This window comes from Pseudomonas brassicacearum, from assembly GCF_000585995.1.
GTDB lineage: Bacteria > Pseudomonadota > Gammaproteobacteria > Pseudomonadales > Pseudomonadaceae > Aquipseudomonas > Aquipseudomonas brassicacearum_A.
This window is the reverse complement of record NZ_CP007410.1, coordinates 6618506-6636417: the sequence shown is the minus strand read 5'-3', so window position 1 is coordinate 6636417 and position 17912 is coordinate 6618506. Positions and strand designations below refer to the sequence as shown.

Sequence of the window (17912 nt, the reverse complement as noted above, 5' to 3'; positions counted from 1 at the left end):
TTTAGGTTGAGGCAATCAGATGGCTATGACAGTCCATTGCGATATCGTCAGTGCGGAAGGGGAAATCTTCTCCGGTCTGGTCGAGATGGTGATTGCGCACGGTGAGCTGGGTGATCTTGGTATCGCCCTGGGTCACGCACCGTTGATCACTAATCTAAAACCAGGCCCGATCCGCTTGATCAAGCAGGGCGGGGAAGCCGAGGTGTATTACATCTCCGGTGGTTTCCTCGAGGTTCAGCCGAACATGGTCAAGGTCCTTGCCGACACCGTGCAACGTGCTGCCGACCTGGACGAAGCCTCCGCTCAGGAAGCCGTCAAGGCTGCCGAGAAGGCTTTGCACGAGCGGGGCGCGGAGTTCGACTACGGTTCTGCTGCCGCACGTCTGGCCGAGGCCGCAGCGCAGCTGCGCACCGTCCAGCAGATCCGCAAGAAGTTCGGCGGCTAAGCCGTCTGCTTTCTGTGCGATTGATTAAAAAGGGTAGCCTCGGCTACCCTTTTTTCTTTTTCCGACATTCACCTTCTGGTCGCAGCCGCTGACCACCCAGGATTGGTAGCAGTCATGTCTCTCGAAATCGTTATCCTCGCGGCCGGTCAAGGCACCCGCATGCGTTCGGCGCTGCCGAAGGTCTTGCACCCGGTGGCCGGCAACTCCATGCTCGGGCATGTTATCCACAGCGCCCGGCAACTTGATCCACAGCGCATTCACGTAGTGATCGGCCACGGCGCCGATGCGGTACGTGAGCGCCTGGCGGCGGATGACCTGAATTTCGTCCTGCAGGACAAGCAACTGGGGACCGGCCATGCCGTGGCCCAGGCCGTGCCGTTCATTACCGCCGATACGGTGCTGATTCTTTATGGCGACGTGCCGCTGATCGAAGTCGAGACCTTGCAGCGCCTGCTCAAGCATGTCGCTCCACAGCAGTTGGGTTTGTTGACCGTCGTGCTGGACGACCCTACCGGGTATGGCCGCATTGTGCGCAACGCTGATGGCCAGGTGACTGCCATCGTCGAGCAGAAGGACGCTAACGAGGTCCAGCGCGCTATCACCGAGGGCAACACCGGGATTCTTGCGGTACCGGCTGAGCGCCTGGGTGAGTGGATGGGCCGCTTGTCGAACAACAACGCCCAGGGCGAGTACTACCTGACCGATGTGATCGCCATGGCAGTCAGCGACGGCCTGGCGGTTGCCACCGAGCAACCGTTGGACGCCATGGAAGTGCAGGGCGCCAACGACCGTCGGCAACTGGCCGAGCTGGAGCGCCACTATCAGTTGCGCGCCGCCCGCCGCCTGATGGCGCAAGGCGTGACCCTGCGCGACCCAGCCCGTTTTGACGTGCGCGGTGACGTCAGCGTGGGACGCGACGTGCTCATCGACATCAACGTCATCCTCGAAGGCAAGGTGGTTATCGAAGACGATGTGGTGATCGGCCCGAACTGTGTGATCAAGGACAGCACCCTGCGCAAAGGCGTGGTGATCAAGGCGAACAGTCACCTCGACGGCGCGGTCATGGGCGAAGGCAGCGATGCCGGCCCGTTTGCCCGTCTGCGTCCCGGTACCGTGCTGGAAGCCCGCGCCCATGTGGGTAACTTTGTCGAGCTGAAGAACGCCCACATGGGCGAAGGCGCCAAGGCCGGTCACCTGACCTACCTGGGGGATGCTGAAATCGGCGCTCGCACCAACATTGGCGCCGGTACCATCACCTGTAATTACGACGGCGCCAATAAGTACCGGACGACCATTGGCGAGGATGTGTTTATCGGTTCCAATAACTCACTGGTGGCGCCTGTGACAATTGGTGATGGCTCGAACACGGCCGCAGGTTCAACCATCAATCAGGATGTGGATAAGTCTCAACTTGCTGTGGCGCGCGCCCGGCAACGCAATATCGACGGCTGGAAGCGCCCGGTAAAAATCAAGAAAAGCTAAGTTATCCACAGATCACTCTGTGGGAGCGAGCTTGCTCGCGATAGCGACGGTAAATCCTGCATTAATGCAGCTGAGCCACCGCTAATCGCGAGCAAGCTCGCTCCCACAGGAATCGCATGATTTCTGAATTTTTCTCCCCTCGCCTTGACGATTTCGCTGCAATAGGTTTTGATTAGTTACGCTATCTTTCGAATCGAAACTTATATCGCCATGTCAAAGCGCAATACGCCACAACGACGCCACAATATTCTCGCTTTGCTCCAAGCCCAGGGCGAGGTTAGCGTGGATGAATTGGCCAAGCGCTTCGAAACCTCGGAAGTTACGATTCGCAAGGATCTCGCCGCCCTGGAGAGCAACGGCTTGTTGTTGCGTCGTTACGGTGGCGCGGTCCCCATGCCGCAGGAATTGGTGGCTGATAACGGCCAAACCGTCTCCAAATACAAACAAGCCATTGCCCGGGCCGCTGTGAAGCGGATCCGCGAACATGCGCGCATCATCATCGACAGCGGCAGCACCACCGCGGCCATGATTCCCGAGCTTGGCCAGCAGCCCGGCCTGGTGGTGATGACCAATTCCCTGCACGTGGCCAGCGCCTTGAGCGAACTGGAGCACGAGCCGGTACTGTTGATGACCGGTGGTACCTGGGACCCTCATTCCGAATCATTCCAGGGTCAGGTCGCCGAGCAGGTCCTGCGTTCCTACGACTTCGACCAGTTATTTATCGGTGCCGACGGCATCGATCTGGTTCGTGGTACCACCACCTTCAACGAACTGCTGGGCCTGAGCCGCGTGATGGCTGAGGTTGCCCGTGAAGTGATCGTGATGGTGGAGGCCGACAAGATCGGCCGAAAAATCCCCAACCTGGAACTGCCGTGGAGCAGCGTCCATACCCTCATTACCGATGATCGCCTGCCCGTAGAGGCCCGCGATCAGATTCAGGCCCGCGGCATCACCGTGATCTGCGCGCCTGTCAGCCAGGAGAAATAGCATGTGTGGAATTGTCGGCGCCGTTGCTGAACGCAACATCACTGCAATCTTGCTCGAAGGCCTCAAGCGCCTGGAATACCGCGGCTATGACAGCGCCGGTATCGCGGTGGTTACCCATGACGAGAAGCTCGAGCGTATGCGTCGTCCGGGCAAGGTCAGTGAGTTGGAACAGGCGCTGGACGCCGAACCGCTGATCGGTCGCCTGGGCATTGCCCACACTCGCTGGGCGACCCATGGCGCGCCGTGCGAGCGCAACGCCCACCCGCATTTCTCCGGTGACCTGGCGGTGGTGCACAACGGCATCATCGAGAACCACGAAGCTCTGCGTGAACAGCTCAAGGCGTTGGGCTATGTGTTCACTTCGGACACCGACACTGAAGTCATCGCGCATTTGCTCAATCACAAGCTCAAGGATCTGGCGGACCTGACCGTGGCCCTCAAGGCGACCGTCAAGGAACTGCACGGTGCTTATGGCCTGGCGGTGATCAGTGCGAAGCAACCGGATCGCCTGGTGGCGGCGCGCAGCGGTAGCCCGTTGGTGATCGGCCTGGGCCTGGGTGAGAACTTCCTGGCTTCCGATCAGTTGGCGCTGCGTCAGGTCACTGACCGCTTCATGTATCTGGAAGAGGGTGACATCGCCGAAATCCGCCGCGACAGCGTGCAGATCTGGGACATTGATGGTAACCCTGTAGAGCGCGAGACCGTCCAGTACCGCGACGGTGCCGAAGCCGCCGACAAGGGCGAGTTCCGTCACTTCATGCTCAAGGAAATCCACGAGCAACCAGCGGTGGTGCAACGTACCCTGGAAGGGCGCATCAGCCAGAACCAGGTGCTGGTCCAGGCGTTCGGTCCACAGGCGGCCGAGTTGTTTGCCAAGGTGCGCAACGTGCAAATCGTTGCCTGCGGCACCAGCTATCATGCCGGCATGGTCGCCCGTTACTGGCTCGAAGAACTGGCCGGTATTCCCTGCCAGGTCGAAGTCGCCAGTGAGTTCCGCTACCGCAAGGTGGTGGTGCAGCCGGACACCCTGTTCGTCACCATTTCCCAGTCCGGTGAAACCGCCGACACCCTGGCCGCCCTGCGCAACGCCAAGGAGTTGGGCTTCCTCGCCAGCCTGGCCATCTGCAACGTCGGCATCAGCTCGTTGGTGCGCGAATCCGACCTGACCCTGCTGACCCAGGCTGGCCGTGAAATCGGCGTGGCTTCGACCAAGGCGTTCACCACGCAATTGGTGGGGCTGCTGTTGCTGACCCTGTCCCTGGGCCAAGTGCGCGGCACGCTGGGTGAGGGCGTCGAGGCAACCCTGGTGGAGGAACTGCGTCGCCTGCCGACCCGCCTGGGCGAAGCCTTGGCGATGGACAGCACGGTGGAGAAAATCGCCGAACTGTTCGCCGAGAAGAACCACACCCTGTTCCTGGGCCGTGGCGCGCAATTCCCGGTGGCGATGGAAGGGGCCTTGAAGCTCAAGGAGATCTCCTACATCCACGCCGAGGCCTACCCGGCCGGTGAGCTCAAGCACGGTCCGTTGGCCCTGGTGGACAACGACATGCCGGTGGTCACCGTGGCGCCGAACAACGAGCTGCTGGAGAAGCTCAAATCCAACCTGCAGGAAGTGCGCGCCCGTGGCGGCCAGTTGATCGTCTTCGCTGACGAAAAGGCTGGCATGACCAATGGCGAAGGCACCCACGTGGTGCACATGCCGCACATCCACGACATCCTGTCGCCGATCCTCTATACCATCCCGCTGCAACTGCTGTCGTACTACGTTGCCGTGCTCAAGGGGACTGATGTGGATCAGCCGCGGAACTTGGCGAAGTCTGTGACGGTGGAGTGAGTCGTCTACCAAGAGCGAGGCTTCTTGGTGATCCTACGTAATGAATCTGGTCCGGGTTTAGCACTGCTAAACCCGGTCATTCGTTCAGCCGCATCGGTCCCATACAAATGGATGACACCTTGAGGGTCTATCCCGACCCTTCACCGAACAGCTGAAGAGAAAACCGACCTGACATCTGCGCTGATCTTTGAGAAACCAAAATTTGGCTTGGAAGGTATTTTTTCGATTTTTTTTATGAATATGAAAAAATACTTTCATTTTTCTCGTTATGGGCAGATTCAGACCATCCATGTGCTAGTATTTTTTCAAATCCTAAAAGAAATTGAAAAAATACTGCCATGCCGAAAAAAACAGCACCCCTCATGCCATCCGCTGAGCGGCTCCTGCGCCAGCTTGGCGAACGGATCGAGCTGGCTCGTAAGCGCCGTAAGATCACTGCGGCGCAAATGGCTGCGCGGGCGGGCATGAGCGCTCCCACGTTGAGGGCGCTGGAAAGTGGCAGTCCTGCTGTGACCATCGGAGCTTACGTTTCGGTATTGGTAGCCTTGGGGTTGGAGAAGGACCTTGAATTGCTCGCTCGCACGGATGAATTAGGCCGTGATCTGCAAGATGCTGAATTGAAAGGGCGTTTCGCAGTCGAGCACATCAAGCCAAAAGTACGGCAGCCTCAGTTTCATTGGGACAACCTGGTCAGCATCTCAGCAAAAGAGGACAGTTCTACCTCACCAGCCGCTGACAGCCGAAGCCAGACAAGCTCTGAACTGGCTAAGAAGCTTTTAGGGGAAGACGATGCCTGAAAGGATTTTCGTCTACGCAGACTGGAATGAAACAGCACCCGTACTGCTTGGAACCCTTCATTCCCGTCGATTGGCAGGATCCGAGCGTATGGAGTTCGAGTACGCGCGGGCTGTTCTTCAAACCATTCACACTCAGATTGCGATCGACCCTCGGATTCAGCCTTACGAGGGGCGGCAATATCCAACGAGAAATTGCTTTGGGTGCGTATCGGACTCCTCGCCTGATCGATGGGGGCGACTGCTGATGGATCGTCGCTTGGAGCGGGATAAAAGAGCGGGAGTCGTACCGCAGGACGCGCGGCTGTTTGACTCGGACTATCTCATCGGGGTTCACGACGCCTACCGGGTAGGGGGACTGCGTTTCAAAGTCGAGGAAGAAGAAGCGTTCCTTGACGACCATGTGGAGCATGCCGCTCCCCCGATGGCCCGCATGCGTGAGCTTGAAGAGGCTTCGCGTCGATTTGAAGCTGGAGAGGATCGGGGGGCTCAGGGTCAGGACTGGATTCGAATGCTCATTGCTCCAGGTGGCTCTCTGGGTGGAGCGAGGCCCAAGGCAAGTGTAGTAGATGACAATCACGCGCTCTGGATAGGAAAATTTCCCAGTAATAGAGACACCCACGACGTGGGCGGCTGGGAGATGGTCGTCAACACATTGGCCCAAGGCTGTGGGCTCTATGTGGCTGAAGGAAAAGCGCAACGGTACGCGAGTGAGTACCACTGTTTCATGGTTAAGCGCTTTGACAGAACAGCAAAGGGTGGTCGACTTCACTTTGCTTCAGCGATGACCCTGACGGACCATCAGGATGGTGATGGGCATGAGACAGGGGCCAGTTACCTGGAGATTGCAGAGGTATTGGTCAGGGAGGGGGCCGCTGCCGACGTGGATCTTCCCGAGCTTTGGCGAAGAATTGTCTTCAACATGCTGGTTTCGAATACTGACGATCATCTACGAAACCATGGTTTCCTATTGGAGCCAGGGCGTGGTTGGCGTCTTTCGCCTGCGTATGACATGAACCCTGTTCCTGGTGACACTGGCTTGAGGCTCAACGTTTCAGAGGCCGATAACGCCATAGACCTTGATTTGGCGATGAGCGTGGCCGGCTACTTTCGCGTTTCTGCTGACGATGCCAGACAAACCATCGAGAGGTTCCAGGGCGTCGTCAGAAAATGGCCCAGGGTCGCACGCTATCTGGGCATCTCAAGCAATGAGCAGCAGCGGATGGCGCCAGCATTTGCGCTGGCCCGCTAAGCCCTACTCCAGAAAACAACGATCAAAAAGATAAACGCTGCCCGGCTTGAGATTTTCCACCGTGCGTTGCGGGCGGCCGCCGTCGCCGCTTTTCTTGCGGCCGGTTTCCTGCAAATAACCCGCCTCGGTCATTTTCAGTAAACGCTGGCGCATGCTGGTCTTGAGCACCGGACGATCGAGCACCACGGAGAAAATGCTCACCGCTTCCGGCGCGCTGAATTCCGGGCCCAGGAACATCAGCGGCAGGCTGCTGTAGAGGGCCTTGGACAACAACCGCTCCTGGACCGCCGCCACCAGGCTGTTGTGGTCGAAAGGGAGTTTGATCGAGGCGTCAGCGACGTCCTTGAGAGGGAAAAACCCCTGGTGTTCGCCGAGTTGGATCGCCTCGCTGACAATCGCAAGATAGAACGTCGACGATGACCAGCAGCGCGGATCGCGGAACGCGTCACCGACGGTGCCGACTTGTTCGATCCAGGCCAACGGCATACCCACTTTGCTTGAGCTACGCAGGCGCTCCACGGCGTCGTTCAGCGTGAGGTCTTCGACGCCACCATTGACCACGATCCCAGGCAGCGCCCAATGACCGGCGAACGGCTCGGCTTCCCGTCGGTTCAGGAGGATTTCAAGCGCCTGGGTCTCCCGGCAGAAGCGCAGCACACAGAGGTCGATGGTGTGCAGATAGTCGCGCGCGGGGGCTGTGCTAGTTGGCATGTCGATTTCCGTGGGTCGCATAAAGGTCATAGTTTAACGGGTTCATGCCGGGAGCCATCCAGTGGGTGGGAAGCGGCTCACCCAACGCCAGTCTTTCGCGAACCACCGTGCTGCGCACATGGATCTTTTCCTCCACGCGAAGGATGGAGAAACGCTCCAGCAATTCTTGACCGCGATAGAAGGTCGGCAGCAGATCCGCGACATCCTGGCCCACCACCAACGCGATCCGCTTGCCGTCCAGGGCCAGGCTGTCGGCAAGGTGGGCGAGCAGGGTGTAGCTGTAGATGGCGCCTTCGACGCCACGGGCCACGACCTGTTCCACCCGGCTTGCACGCACTTCGGCGCGGCACAGCGGTTGAACCCTATCTACGATCGATTCCAGCCAGCTCAGGCGAACCTCATAGTCGACCATTCGCTTGCCGTAGGGGTGCCTGAAGCTGGGGGCCACCAACACGCGTCTGGCCTGGCATGAGGCCTCGATCATCACTTGGGCGTGACCGGCGTGTGGGGGATTGAAGGCGCCGCCATAAAGGGCAATTTCAAACATGGCTCATCCTCTTTAGGTACATGACATGTACTCTATCAGCAAAATCCTCCTGTTGAAAATGTGTCTACGCCTTAGCATATGGATTGAATAGGTGGGGGCGCCAAAAAATATCTTTCAAACTGGCTTGTCATGAAAGTACACGTTATGTACTCTTTGGCCATGTAGAGGAGAAACCCAGCATGAACAGCCTGACCCGAAAAACGGCTTCCTTCGATGTCGATGCGCAAAAGAGCTTTACACCGCTTTGCCCGGATGAGCTGCCAGTGCCTGGCGGTGACCAGATTGGCGGTGAGCTGAACTTCATGGCGTCCCTGGCCAGCCTTCGAATCGGCAGCAAGGACGCCCACTCGCCCCAGGCTCCTTGGGTGGTCGCCGATCACTCACAGATGCTCTTGCCGACCGGGCTCGAACACGCCGACATCACCTGGGTCAGCCACTGCGTCCCCGGCACCGAAGGTTTTACCTTGCTGGATCAATTGCCGACCCCGTACGACTACGACTATTTCGTCTGGAAGGGCGTCGAGCCAGATCTGCACCCGTACGGCGCCTGCTATCACGACCTGCACGGCAAGCTGTCCACCGGGGTGATCGAATACCTCAAGGGCATGGGTGTGGAGCAGGTCATTGTCGGCGGGCTGGCGCTGGATTTCTGCGTCAAGACCACCGCCCTGCAACTGGCCGCCGCCGGCTTCAAGGTGATCATTCACCTTCCAGCCTGCCGTGCGATCAGCGAGGAGGGGGCCGTTCAAGCCATTCAAGACATGCAGCAAGCGGGGGTCGCGATTGCCGCGACCCGCGAAGAAACGATCCGCCTGGCAAACGCATAAGGAACCGACATGGACAGTGCATTCGATCCAAGCAGCGGCACCATCCAGAGCCTTCTGGATACCGACTACTACACCTTCACCATGATGCAGGCGGTCTTGCACCAGCACCCAAACGTTGAGGTGGAATACCAATTCATCGTTCGCTCCAAAGAGCGGCTCGGTCACCTGATCCCGGACATTCGTGTCGAACTGGAGAAGCTCGCTGGATTGCAGCTGCGCGAAGGGGAGCAGCGCTTTCTGTTCAACAAGCGCTTTCGTGAATACTTGACCCCGGACTTCGAACAGTTTCTCGGTTTGTTTCGCTTCAACCTGCGTTACATACACGTTGCCGAGGTCGACGGCCAACTGCACATCCGCGTCCGTGGTCCGATGTTGCACTGCATCATGTTCGAGCAACCGGTATTGGCGATGGTCAGCGAACTGCGCAACCGTGAGAAGTACCCCGAAGTCGAGTTGGCCGACGTCACCCGCAAGCTGTATCAGAAGTTTGAATGGCTGGAGAAAAACGCCAGTCGTGAAGAACTCGCCGAGTTTCGCGTTTCGGATTTCTCCACCCGTCGGCGGCTGTCGTTCAGGGCCCAGCGTGAAGTAGTGAATGTCATGCGCAGTGATTTTCCTGGCGTCTTTGTCGGCACCAGTAACGCTCACTTGGCCTACGAGTTCGATCTCCCCCTGATCGGCACAATGGCCCACCAATGGCTGATGGTGCATCAGCAACTCGGGCGCTTGCGCGAGAGCCAGAACGCGGCGTTGGAAAACTGGGTGCACGAGTATCGTGGCCGGCTCGGTATCGCGCTCACGGACTGCATCAGCACTGACTTCTTCCTCAAGGACTTCGACCTGTACTTTGCCAAGCTCTATGACGGCCTGCGCCAGGATTCCGGTGACCCGATCATCTGGGCAGACAAAGTGCTCAATCGTTACAAGGAACTGGGGGTCGATCCGCGCACCAAGGACCTGATGTTTTCCGACGGCCTCAATTTCGAAAAATGCCTGCCGATCCTGCGCCATGTTCGTGGCAAGGCCAGATTCGGTTTCGGCATGGGCACCAGCCTGGCCTGCGATGTCGACGGTGTCGAACCGCTGAGCATCGTCATGAAACTGGTGCGGGTCCACGGCGAACCGGTGGTGAAGTTCTCCGACGACCCGATCAAGAACGTCTGCGAGGATGCCTCGTTTCTGCGGTACGCCGCCCAAGTGTTCAACGTCGCCCTGATCAATCCACAGTTGGGAGCTTGATATGACTTCGCTTCAGCAAGAGAGTATTGCCCGGGAACTGGGCATCGACCGTGAACTCAAGCAAGGCGGCGAAGCAACCGAGATTGCTCGCCGTGTCGAGTTTATAAAGCAGATCTTGCGCGAGTCGGGTTGCCAGTCCCTGGTCCTGGGGATCAGTGGCGGCGTCGACTCCCTCACCGCCGGCCGCCTCTGCCAGTTGGCGGTGGAGCAACTGCGGGGTGAAGGCTACGCGGCGCGGTTTATCGCAGTCCGGCTGCCGTACAAGGCCCAGGCCGATGAGCAAGACGCCCAGGCTTCCCTGGACTTCATCCGGCCGGACTTGATCACCACCAGTAACATCGCCCCGTGTGTCGAAGGGCTGATGGGCAGTATCGCTATTGATGGCTTGCAACCTTCGGCCGAACTCACCGATTTCGTCAAAGGCAATGCCAAGGCCCGGGCACGGATGCTGGCGCAATACGCCATTGCCAATTTGAGCTACGGGTTGGTGGTGGGCACCGATCATGGGGCAGAGGCGGTGATGGGTTTTTTCACCAAGTTCGGTGACGGCGCGTGCGACCTGGCACCGTTGTCCGGCCTGACGAAGACCCAGGTGAGATTGTTGGCTGACGCGATGGGTGCTCCTGGGCACCTGGTACGCAAGGCGCCGACCGCTGATTTGGAAGACCTGGCGCCCGGTAAGTTGGATGAAGTGGCGTATGGCTGCAGCTACGAGGAGATCGATGCGTACCTGATGGGCGACGAGGTGTCGCCGCAGGCGCGACAGATCATCGAACGCGCCTACATTAAAACTGCGCACAAACGAGCATTGCCATACGCCCCGTCAACCCGGTCCGGAATGACGTTCAGATCTTGAAGGTGTTGACCATTTGTTGCAGGCAGCGAGACTGGTTTTCCAGTTCAGTGCAGGCCTGCAAGGTGGATTGCAGATTGCCGACCATTTCCTGATTCAGGTCATTGATGTGGCTGATGTCGCGATCCAGGTTGTCCACCACTGAGGTTTGCTCTTCGGTGGCGGTGGCCACCGACAGGTTGATCTCGTCGATCTCGCCGATACCCAGCAGCACGCGATTGAGTCGCTCGCCCGCGAGCTTGGCGGTATTGACGTTGTCGTCGCTATGAAGCTGGCTTTCGAGCATGGCGCTCACGGCGTGGCCGGCGCCTGCTTGCAGCTCCTCGATCATGCCGTGGATTTCCTGGGCGGATTGTTGGGTGCGATGGGCGAGGGTGCGTACTTCATCCGAGACCACCGCAAAACCGCGTCCGGCGTCTCCGGCGCGGGCGGCCTCGATGGCAGCGTTCAGGGCCAACAAGTTGGTTTGGTCGGAAATGCCTTTGATGACGTCGAGAATACGTCCGATCTTCAGCGTTTTTTCATTCAGGCTTTCGATGTCCTGGCGGGTATTGACCACTTGCGACGAGAGCTGCGACATGGCGCTGATACTACGCTGGACCACAGATTGACCTTCCCGGGTCTGATCCCGGGTATCAGAGGCGCGGCTTGACGCATGAGCGGCGCTGCGGGCGATTTCCTGGGCAGCGGCCCCAAGTTCATTGATCGCCGTGGCGACGTTATGGGTCAACGCCGCTTGAGTGTCAGAGCTTTTCAGGGAGGAATGCGATGCCTGGCTGACCTGAGCCGCCAATTGGGTGAGTTGGACGCTGGACGCCAGGACTTCTCGAATCGACTGCTGAATACGTTCGACGAAACGGTTGAACCCTCCTGCCATCATGCCGAACTCGTCCCGAGACAGGCTATGCAGGCGCTGGGTCAGGTCACCTTCGCCATCGGCGATGGACTGCATGGCCGAGCCCATGCTGCGTAACGGCCGCATCAGGGCGTTGATCAGCAGGCCGAGCAAACCGACCGTGACCAGCATGGCGATCAGTGTGGCGATCAGCGCCGAGGTACGAAACTCATGGAGTGCGGCGTAGGCTTTGTCTTTATCCACTGAAAGTCCGATGGACCAGTGCAGCGACGGCAGGCCGTCGATCGGCGTAAAAGTGACGATCCGCGTCTGGCCGTTTTCCTGCACCTCACTCAAGGTGCTGTTGATACTCGGCGGGCCTTCGGGGAACGCTTGCGCGAGTGTCTTGGTCACCAGTGAGTTGTCCGGGTGCACCAGGATCTTGCCGTCGTCGCTGACCAGGAAGGCATAGCCTATGCCGTTGAGGTCCACGGCATTGATGATTTTCGCGAGTTGTTCCAGGCTCAGGCTCGCACCCAGTACACCAACAGCTTTGCCATTGACCTTGATCGGAGCCGCTTGGGTCATTATCAGATAATCGATACCCGCACCGATGTAGGGTTCGGTCAACACGGGTTCAAGAGTGCGAGCTGCATCTTTGTACCAGGCGCGTTGACGAACATCATACCCATCCGGCATCACCCGCTCGGGATGAATAAAAAAACGACGGTCTTCAAGGCCGACATAGCTGGCTATGAAGGTCTTTGTAATGATGTCCTGGGAGAGAATTCTGCCGATGGTATCCGGCGTGGGATTGGCGGCGACGCTTTCGGCGGCACCTTCGATCAACAGGATTCGACCGGCCAGCCAGCTGTCGAGGTTCGCACCGAGCAACTGGCCCGTGGTCTGTAAGTTGCTGTGCAGTGCTTCACGGGTGCTTGCTTCCTGGCGATGGTCGTTGAACAACGAGAACGACAGGAAGACCGCCATCACGATGACGCAGGCACCCAGAAGAATCTTGTGACCGAATTTCAGATTGATGCCCATGAGGAGTTCTCGTCTGGTCGCTTTTTTATTGATGCAATCCCCGCAGGCTCAGGGCTGGTCGAAGATTTAACGAGCGGCCAGGCTTTGTCGAACTAGAAAAGACGATGGGCCATCGTGATTTTTTTTGTGAGCATCAAAGAAGCGTGAATCGAGTTTTTAAGGGGGACCCCTGGTCCCGAACGGAGTGGTAAATGACACAGGCAACCAGCATCAAGGATCGCGTACGCATCAAGAACGTCGAAGTCCTCTCGGACAACTGGTACGTGCTGCGCAAGACCACCTATGACTACCAAGGCCGCGATGGCCAATGGCGCGAGTTGACGCGCGAGACCTACGACCGTGGCAACGGCGCCACCATCCTGCTGTACAGCAAGGCCAAGCAGACCGTGGTGTTGACCCGGCAATTCCGCTTCCCGGCCTTCGTCAACGGGCACGATGACCTGTTGATCGAAACCTGTGCCGGCCTGCTGGACAACGACGAGCCGCACACCTGTATCCGCAAGGAAACCCAGGAAGAAACCGGCTATATCATCCAGGACGTGCGCAAGGTGTTCGAAGCCTTCATGAGCCCGGGCTCGGTGACGGAACGGGTGCATTTTTTCGTCGGTGAGTATTTCGATGAAGACAAACAGCACGAAGGCGGCGGATTGGAAGAAGAGGGCGAAGAGATCGAAGTGCTGGAAATGTCTCTCGATCAAGCCTTGGGCATGATCGAGAGCGGGGACATTTGCGACGGCAAGACCATCATGTTGTTGCAGTACGCCAAGCTGCATCGGTTGCTGGATTAGCCTGTGGCTCGACGCTGATGCCGCTTAGCTGGATTGGGCCTCGCTGTCGTCCTGCATGTCGTCCAGGTACTCCGGCTGGTCCGTCTGCTCCTGCAGTTCGGTCACGACGCTGAAGTCGCTGATCTCGATGGCACCCATGCCATGACCGAGTAAATGGAAGGAAAACGCCTTGCGCTGTTGCGGGTTATCGAAACGGATGTTCATCACCAGCGGCTGGTCGGCGGTCACCGCCACGTCTGTCGGCAGGTCCATCGGCACATCCTGTTCGAACTCCTTGGCCTTGAGGGAAATGTAGGCGGCGTGGTCTGCCTCTACGGCACGGATGGTCAGGCTGACGCGGGTCTGTGAACCCTTGGGCATTTCCAGGTATTGGGCTCCGATCAGGTTGTCGGTCCAATCGTTGGTGACCTGGGCCGGCAGCGGGATTTTATCCGCGCTGCCAAACTGATAATGCTGGTTAAGGGGCGTGGGTAGCAGGGTCTGGTCCAAGGCCGTGGCCCGGGCGCTGATCAGCCTGGCGCGCTGGCCGCTGTATTGCCCGCCATAGATGGCGCGGTCGGCGATGAAGCCTGCGCTGGTGTAGTAACGGCAATGCTGCAGGAAATCACACTCGGTGAACGTGCCCTTGCCGTCGTGATAACGCAGCTTGCCATTGGTGAACGACATGATTTCCCGGCCCGTTGCGTAATCCCTGAACAGCGAGCGACCGGACAGCGACGTGGGCACCGTGAAACCGAAGTAATCGAGAATCGACGCGGTCAGGTCCACATGGCCGTAGGTCCCTGACTTGAGCCTGGGCAACGGCTCCGGAGCCAACGTCAGGTTGAACCCCCAGGACGACGCCAGACGCACATCATCAATGCCATGGGATTCGTCCGAGGTGATGACCACCAGGGTGTTTTCCAGGATGCCTTGACGCTCCAGGCCCGCCAGGAAACTGTCCAGCGCATCGTCCAGGTAACCCACGGCGGCCTGCTTGGCAGAGTCGTAGCGTTGCAGATAGTCCTCCGGCGCGGAGTACGGCTGGTGGGTGCCTACGGTCAGCAGGGTGAGCATCCAGGGCTTGTCTGTCTGTTGCAGCTGCCCGACGTAGTCCAGCGCGCCTTCGAAGAAGGTCTTGTCGTCCTTGCCCCAGGGGAATTCCAGGTAGGCGGGGCGGGTGAACCAGTCCATGCCCAGGGTCGTGTCGAAGCCGATGTGCGGCATGATCCGATCCTTGGCCATGAAGCGCAGGCCCGCGCCCTGGAGGAAATGCGTGGAAAAGCCATTCTGGCGCAACTGGGCCGGCAGGCAGGCCTGGTTGCGCTGGGCCTGGTTGAGCATCTCGACACCCTTGGGCGTGCCGTCGTTGAGTTTGTCGTAGTCGCCACACAGCATCGCGTACAGGCCACGAATGGTCTGGTGGCTGTGCAGGACGTAATCGGGCGTGTTCATGCCGCGCTCGGCCCAGCGACTCAGGTGCGGCATCAGGTTCTCTTGATAGCGACTGTTCAACGCTTGGCGGTTGGCGCTTACGTACGCGCCGGGAATGCCTTCCAAGGCGATGACCAGGACGTTGCGCGCTTGTCCCGGTTCGGCCAACAGTTTCGCGCCATTGAGGTCCAGTCGGGTAAGCCCTTCCATCGGCGGGAGCGGGTCCACAGTATCGCCTTCGAGCCATTGCTGGGCCCGTTCCTGTCCAGCGACGATACCCGCCGTGACGAGTTGGTGGGGCAGGTTGAACACATTCCATTGGTCCGCCTCACTGGGGCGCCAGGATTGCAGCGCGCCGTGGGCCAGCAACAGCAATACCGGCACTGCCCAGGTGTGGCGCGGCAAGCGTGGCGTCAGCTGGCGTCGGCTGGTCCATTGGATCATCAGCCAGGACGCCAGCGCTGCCAATTGGAACGCGGCCAGCCAGGGATGGGCGAAGCCGCCGCTGGTGGAGTTTTCGACGAATTGCGGGTCGATCAGGTAAAGCACGTCCGAAGGGGTGGGCATCCGTCCCACGGCGCTGACCAACTCGATGCTGGCCAGCGTCAACGCACTCCAGGCTAGCAATACCGGGAGTGCCAGCCACCAGGGACGGCGGTAAAGCAACGCGATCAGCAACCCGCCGATGCCCAGGTCCGAGAGATAGCCCAGTGGGTCGGACCAGTCCAACGCCAGGCGCAGGCCTATTGGGACGAGCAGTACGCAGCCCATCAGGGCGATGAGCGAGGCGAGGGGGTGGGTTGAGCAGCGGTAGAGAGCTTTCACAAAAAACGGGCCTTTCGATGGATGCATGCCAGGCAACTCTGTGGGAGCGGGCTTGCTCGCGAAAGCGTTGTATCAGCCGCCGATGATGTTGACTGACACACCGCTTTCGCGAGCAAGCCCGCTCCCACAAGGGCCTCGTCGTTTTCTAGTCATAAAATTGTCATAGGACGGGATGGTACCAAGGGTCGCCATCCATGGCCGGCTCAATATCCCGGTGTCTGGCTGCGCTACGCTGTGGTTCACTGACCGGGGCCTCTACAATGGCCGCGTAGCGCTGCTTTGGGGGCGCAGAAAACTTGTATCAGGATTTCTCATCGGGGGATGGATGGACAGGTTCCAGGAAATGCAGGTTTTTCTCGCCGTGGCCCAGGACTCAGGATTTTCGGCGGCGGCGCGGCGCCTGGGTTTGTCGGCGGCCAGCGTCACGCGGGCGGTGGCGGCGCTGGAGCAGCGCATCGGCACGCCCCTGCTGGTGCGCACCACCCGTAACGTGTACCTGAGCGAAGCGGGCCAGCGTTTTCTCGAGGACTGTCGCCGGATCCTCAGCGATTTGCAGGAAGCCGAGGATTCGGCAGCCGGCAGTCACGTCCAGCCCCGTGGACAACTGACGATCACGGCGCCGGTGCTGTTTGGCCAGTTGTTCGTCACGCCGGCGCTGGTTGATTACCTGCACCGGTATCCCGAGGTCTGCATCAATGCGTTGTTGTTGGATCGTACGGTCAGCCTGGTCGAGGAGGGGATCGACGTGGCTGTGCGCATTGGCGAGTTGCCGGACAGCAACCTGCACGCCGTCCGTGTCGGTGAAGTGCGGCGGGTGGTGTGCGGCTCCCCTGATTTCTTCGCGAGTCATGGGCGGCCCCGACATCCGGCAGACCTGGAACGGATGCCCGTCGTGGCGTCATCGGCCATTGGCCAGATCAAAAGCTGGACCTTCGCCGAGGCAGGTGAGCCGTTGGCCGTCCGGCCTGTACCGCGGCTGGTGGTGACGGCCAACCAGGCGGCGATCACCGCCGCCTGCCTGGGATTGGGGATGACGCGGATCCTGTCTTATCAAGTGGCGAGCAATGTGGCCGCCGGTGAGTTGGAAATTGTCCTGGCCGAATTCGAACTGCCGCCCCTACCGATCCATGTGGTGTATCAAGGCGGGCGTAATGCGCCGGCGCGAGTCCGCAGTTTTGTCGATTTCACTGTCAGCACCTTGCGCGAACACCCTGCCTTGAACGACTGAAGCATTGTTTCTTGGGCTGAAACAATGGATTGCATTTCTGGGTGATTCTCTTGTTTTTATCTTGAGTGGAAGATGGGCCCATCGACGCCGTTGTGCTGATGGCGTCACTTCCAGCGGAGTCGACCATGAACCCCATCAAGCACTACCACTTCCCACTTTCCGGCCATTCCCATCGCGTTCAATTGATGTTGTCGTTGCTCGAGCTGCCCGTCGAGGAGGTCTTCGTCGACCTGGCCAAGGGGGCGCACAAACAGGCGGATTTCCTCGCCATCAATGCATTTGGCCAAGTGCCGGTCATTGACGATAGCGGCGTGGTGCTGGCGGACTCCAATGCCATCCTGGTGTACCTGGCGCAAAAATATGGCCAGGGTCGCTGGTTGCCCACCGACCCGATTGGCGCCGCCCGGGTGCAGCGCTGGTTGTCGGCGGCGGCTGGGCCGATCCATGCGGGCCCGGCCACGGCGCGGTTGATCACGGTGTTTGGCGCGCCTTACAACGCCGAGGATGTGATTGCCCGTTCCCACAACGTGTTGAAAGTCATCGATCAGGAATTGAGCGACCGTCCTTACCTGGTCGGTGATACGCCGACCATTGCTGATATCGCCGGCTACAGCTACATCGCCCACGCACCGGAAGGCAATGTGTCGTTGCAGGACTATGCCCATGTGCGGGCCTGGCTGGCGCGAATCGAAGCCTTGCGCGGATTCGTGGGCATGCCGCGTACCGCGGTCGGTTTGCAAAAAACCGCCTGAGAAGCCGAATAACCTGATGTTGTTCTCAAACCTGTGGGAGCGAGCTTGCTCGC

At 59.3% G+C, this 17912-nt stretch carries 16 protein-coding genes; 12 read left to right on the top strand and 4 right to left on the bottom strand.

Annotation, left to right across the window (positions count from 1 at the left end):
• The first annotated feature begins 19 nt into the window (after positions 1-19).
• The 6 genes from CD58_RS28645 (at position 20) to CD58_RS28620 (ending at position 6794) form a co-directional block, all read left to right on the top strand.
• A complete protein-coding gene (locus tag CD58_RS28645) occupies positions 20-445 on the top strand; it encodes a F0F1 ATP synthase subunit epsilon (protein WP_003207087.1) in 426 nt (141 codons plus the stop codon).
• A gap of 114 nt (positions 446-559) precedes the next feature.
• Positions 560-1927, top strand: coding sequence for a bifunctional UDP-N-acetylglucosamine diphosphorylase/glucosamine-1-phosphate N-acetyltransferase GlmU (glmU, locus tag CD58_RS28640; protein ID WP_025216277.1), 1368 nt, complete (start codon positions 560-562; stop codon positions 1925-1927).
• A 210-nt stretch (positions 1928-2137) separates the two neighbouring features.
• Positions 2138-2914 (top strand): DeoR/GlpR family DNA-binding transcription regulator, encoded by a 777-nt coding sequence (locus CD58_RS28635; protein ID WP_025216276.1) that lies wholly within the window; start codon positions 2138-2140, stop codon positions 2912-2914.
• 1 nt (position 2915) lies between these two features.
• Positions 2916-4748, top strand: coding sequence for a glutamine--fructose-6-phosphate transaminase (isomerizing) (glmS, locus tag CD58_RS28630; RefSeq protein ID WP_025216275.1), 1833 nt, complete (start codon positions 2916-2918; stop codon positions 4746-4748).
• 338 nt (positions 4749-5086) lie between these two features.
• A complete protein-coding gene (locus CD58_RS28625; protein WP_025216274.1) occupies positions 5087-5545 on the top strand; it encodes a helix-turn-helix domain-containing protein in 459 nt (152 codons plus the stop codon).
• A complete protein-coding gene (locus tag CD58_RS28620) occupies positions 5538-6794 on the top strand; it encodes a type II toxin-antitoxin system HipA family toxin (RefSeq protein WP_025216273.1) in 1257 nt (418 codons plus the stop codon). Before CD58_RS28625 ends, CD58_RS28620 begins: the two co-directional genes overlap by 8 nt.
• A 3-nt stretch (positions 6795-6797) precedes the next feature.
• Here CD58_RS28620 and CD58_RS28615 read toward each other — a convergent pair whose 3' ends face one another.
• On the bottom strand, positions 6798-7505 hold the full coding sequence (locus CD58_RS28615) for an NUDIX hydrolase (protein WP_025216272.1): 708 nt from the start codon (positions 7503-7505) through the stop codon (positions 6798-6800).
• Positions 7495-8052, bottom strand: coding sequence for an adenylyltransferase/cytidyltransferase family protein (locus tag CD58_RS28610; RefSeq protein ID WP_025216271.1), 558 nt, complete (start codon positions 8050-8052; stop codon positions 7495-7497). Before CD58_RS28610 ends, CD58_RS28615 begins: the two co-directional genes overlap by 11 nt.
• A gap of 179 nt (positions 8053-8231) precedes the next feature.
• On the opposite strand from CD58_RS28610, the gene CD58_RS28605 reads away from it, so the two are divergent.
• The 3 genes from CD58_RS28605 to nadE are packed head-to-tail and all read left to right on the top strand — an operon-like array spanning position 8232 to position 10974.
• Complete coding sequence (locus CD58_RS28605; RefSeq protein ID WP_025216270.1) at positions 8232-8879, top strand: nicotinamidase; 648 nt, start codon at positions 8232-8234, stop codon at positions 8877-8879.
• A 9-nt stretch (positions 8880-8888) separates the two neighbouring features.
• Positions 8889-10118 (top strand): nicotinate phosphoribosyltransferase, encoded by a 1230-nt coding sequence (pncB, locus tag CD58_RS28600; protein WP_025216269.1) that lies wholly within the window; start codon positions 8889-8891, stop codon positions 10116-10118.
• Between the two features lies 1 nt (position 10119).
• Positions 10120-10974 (top strand): ammonia-dependent NAD(+) synthetase, encoded by an 855-nt coding sequence (nadE, locus tag CD58_RS28595; RefSeq protein WP_025216268.1) that lies wholly within the window; start codon positions 10120-10122, stop codon positions 10972-10974.
• Here the strand turns inward: nadE and CD58_RS28590 are convergent.
• On the bottom strand, positions 10964-12853 hold the full coding sequence (locus CD58_RS28590) for a methyl-accepting chemotaxis protein (protein WP_025216267.1): 1890 nt from the start codon (positions 12851-12853) through the stop codon (positions 10964-10966). The genes nadE and CD58_RS28590 overlap by 11 nt on opposite strands.
• Before the next feature lie 191 nt (positions 12854-13044).
• On the opposite strand from CD58_RS28590, the gene nudK reads away from it, so the two are divergent.
• Entirely contained in the window at positions 13045-13641 is a 597-nt protein-coding gene (gene nudK, locus CD58_RS28585) for a GDP-mannose pyrophosphatase NudK (RefSeq protein ID WP_025216266.1), read from the top strand.
• Positions 13642-13665: 24 nt separating this feature from the next.
• Here the strand turns inward: nudK and CD58_RS28580 are convergent, their stop codons facing one another.
• A complete protein-coding gene (locus CD58_RS28580) occupies positions 13666-15879 on the bottom strand; it encodes an LTA synthase family protein (protein ID WP_235195284.1) in 2214 nt (737 codons plus the stop codon).
• 325 nt (positions 15880-16204) lie between these two features.
• On the opposite strand from CD58_RS28580, the gene CD58_RS28575 reads away from it, so the two are divergent.
• Both CD58_RS28575 and CD58_RS28570 read left to right on the top strand, forming a co-directional pair.
• On the top strand, positions 16205-17107 hold the full coding sequence (locus tag CD58_RS28575) for a LysR substrate-binding domain-containing protein (protein ID WP_025216264.1): 903 nt from the start codon (positions 16205-16207) through the stop codon (positions 17105-17107).
• A 125-nt stretch (positions 17108-17232) separates the two neighbouring features.
• A complete protein-coding gene (locus CD58_RS28570; RefSeq protein WP_025216263.1) occupies positions 17233-17859 on the top strand; it encodes a glutathione S-transferase family protein in 627 nt (208 codons plus the stop codon).
• Positions 17860-17912 lie beyond the last annotated feature (53 nt).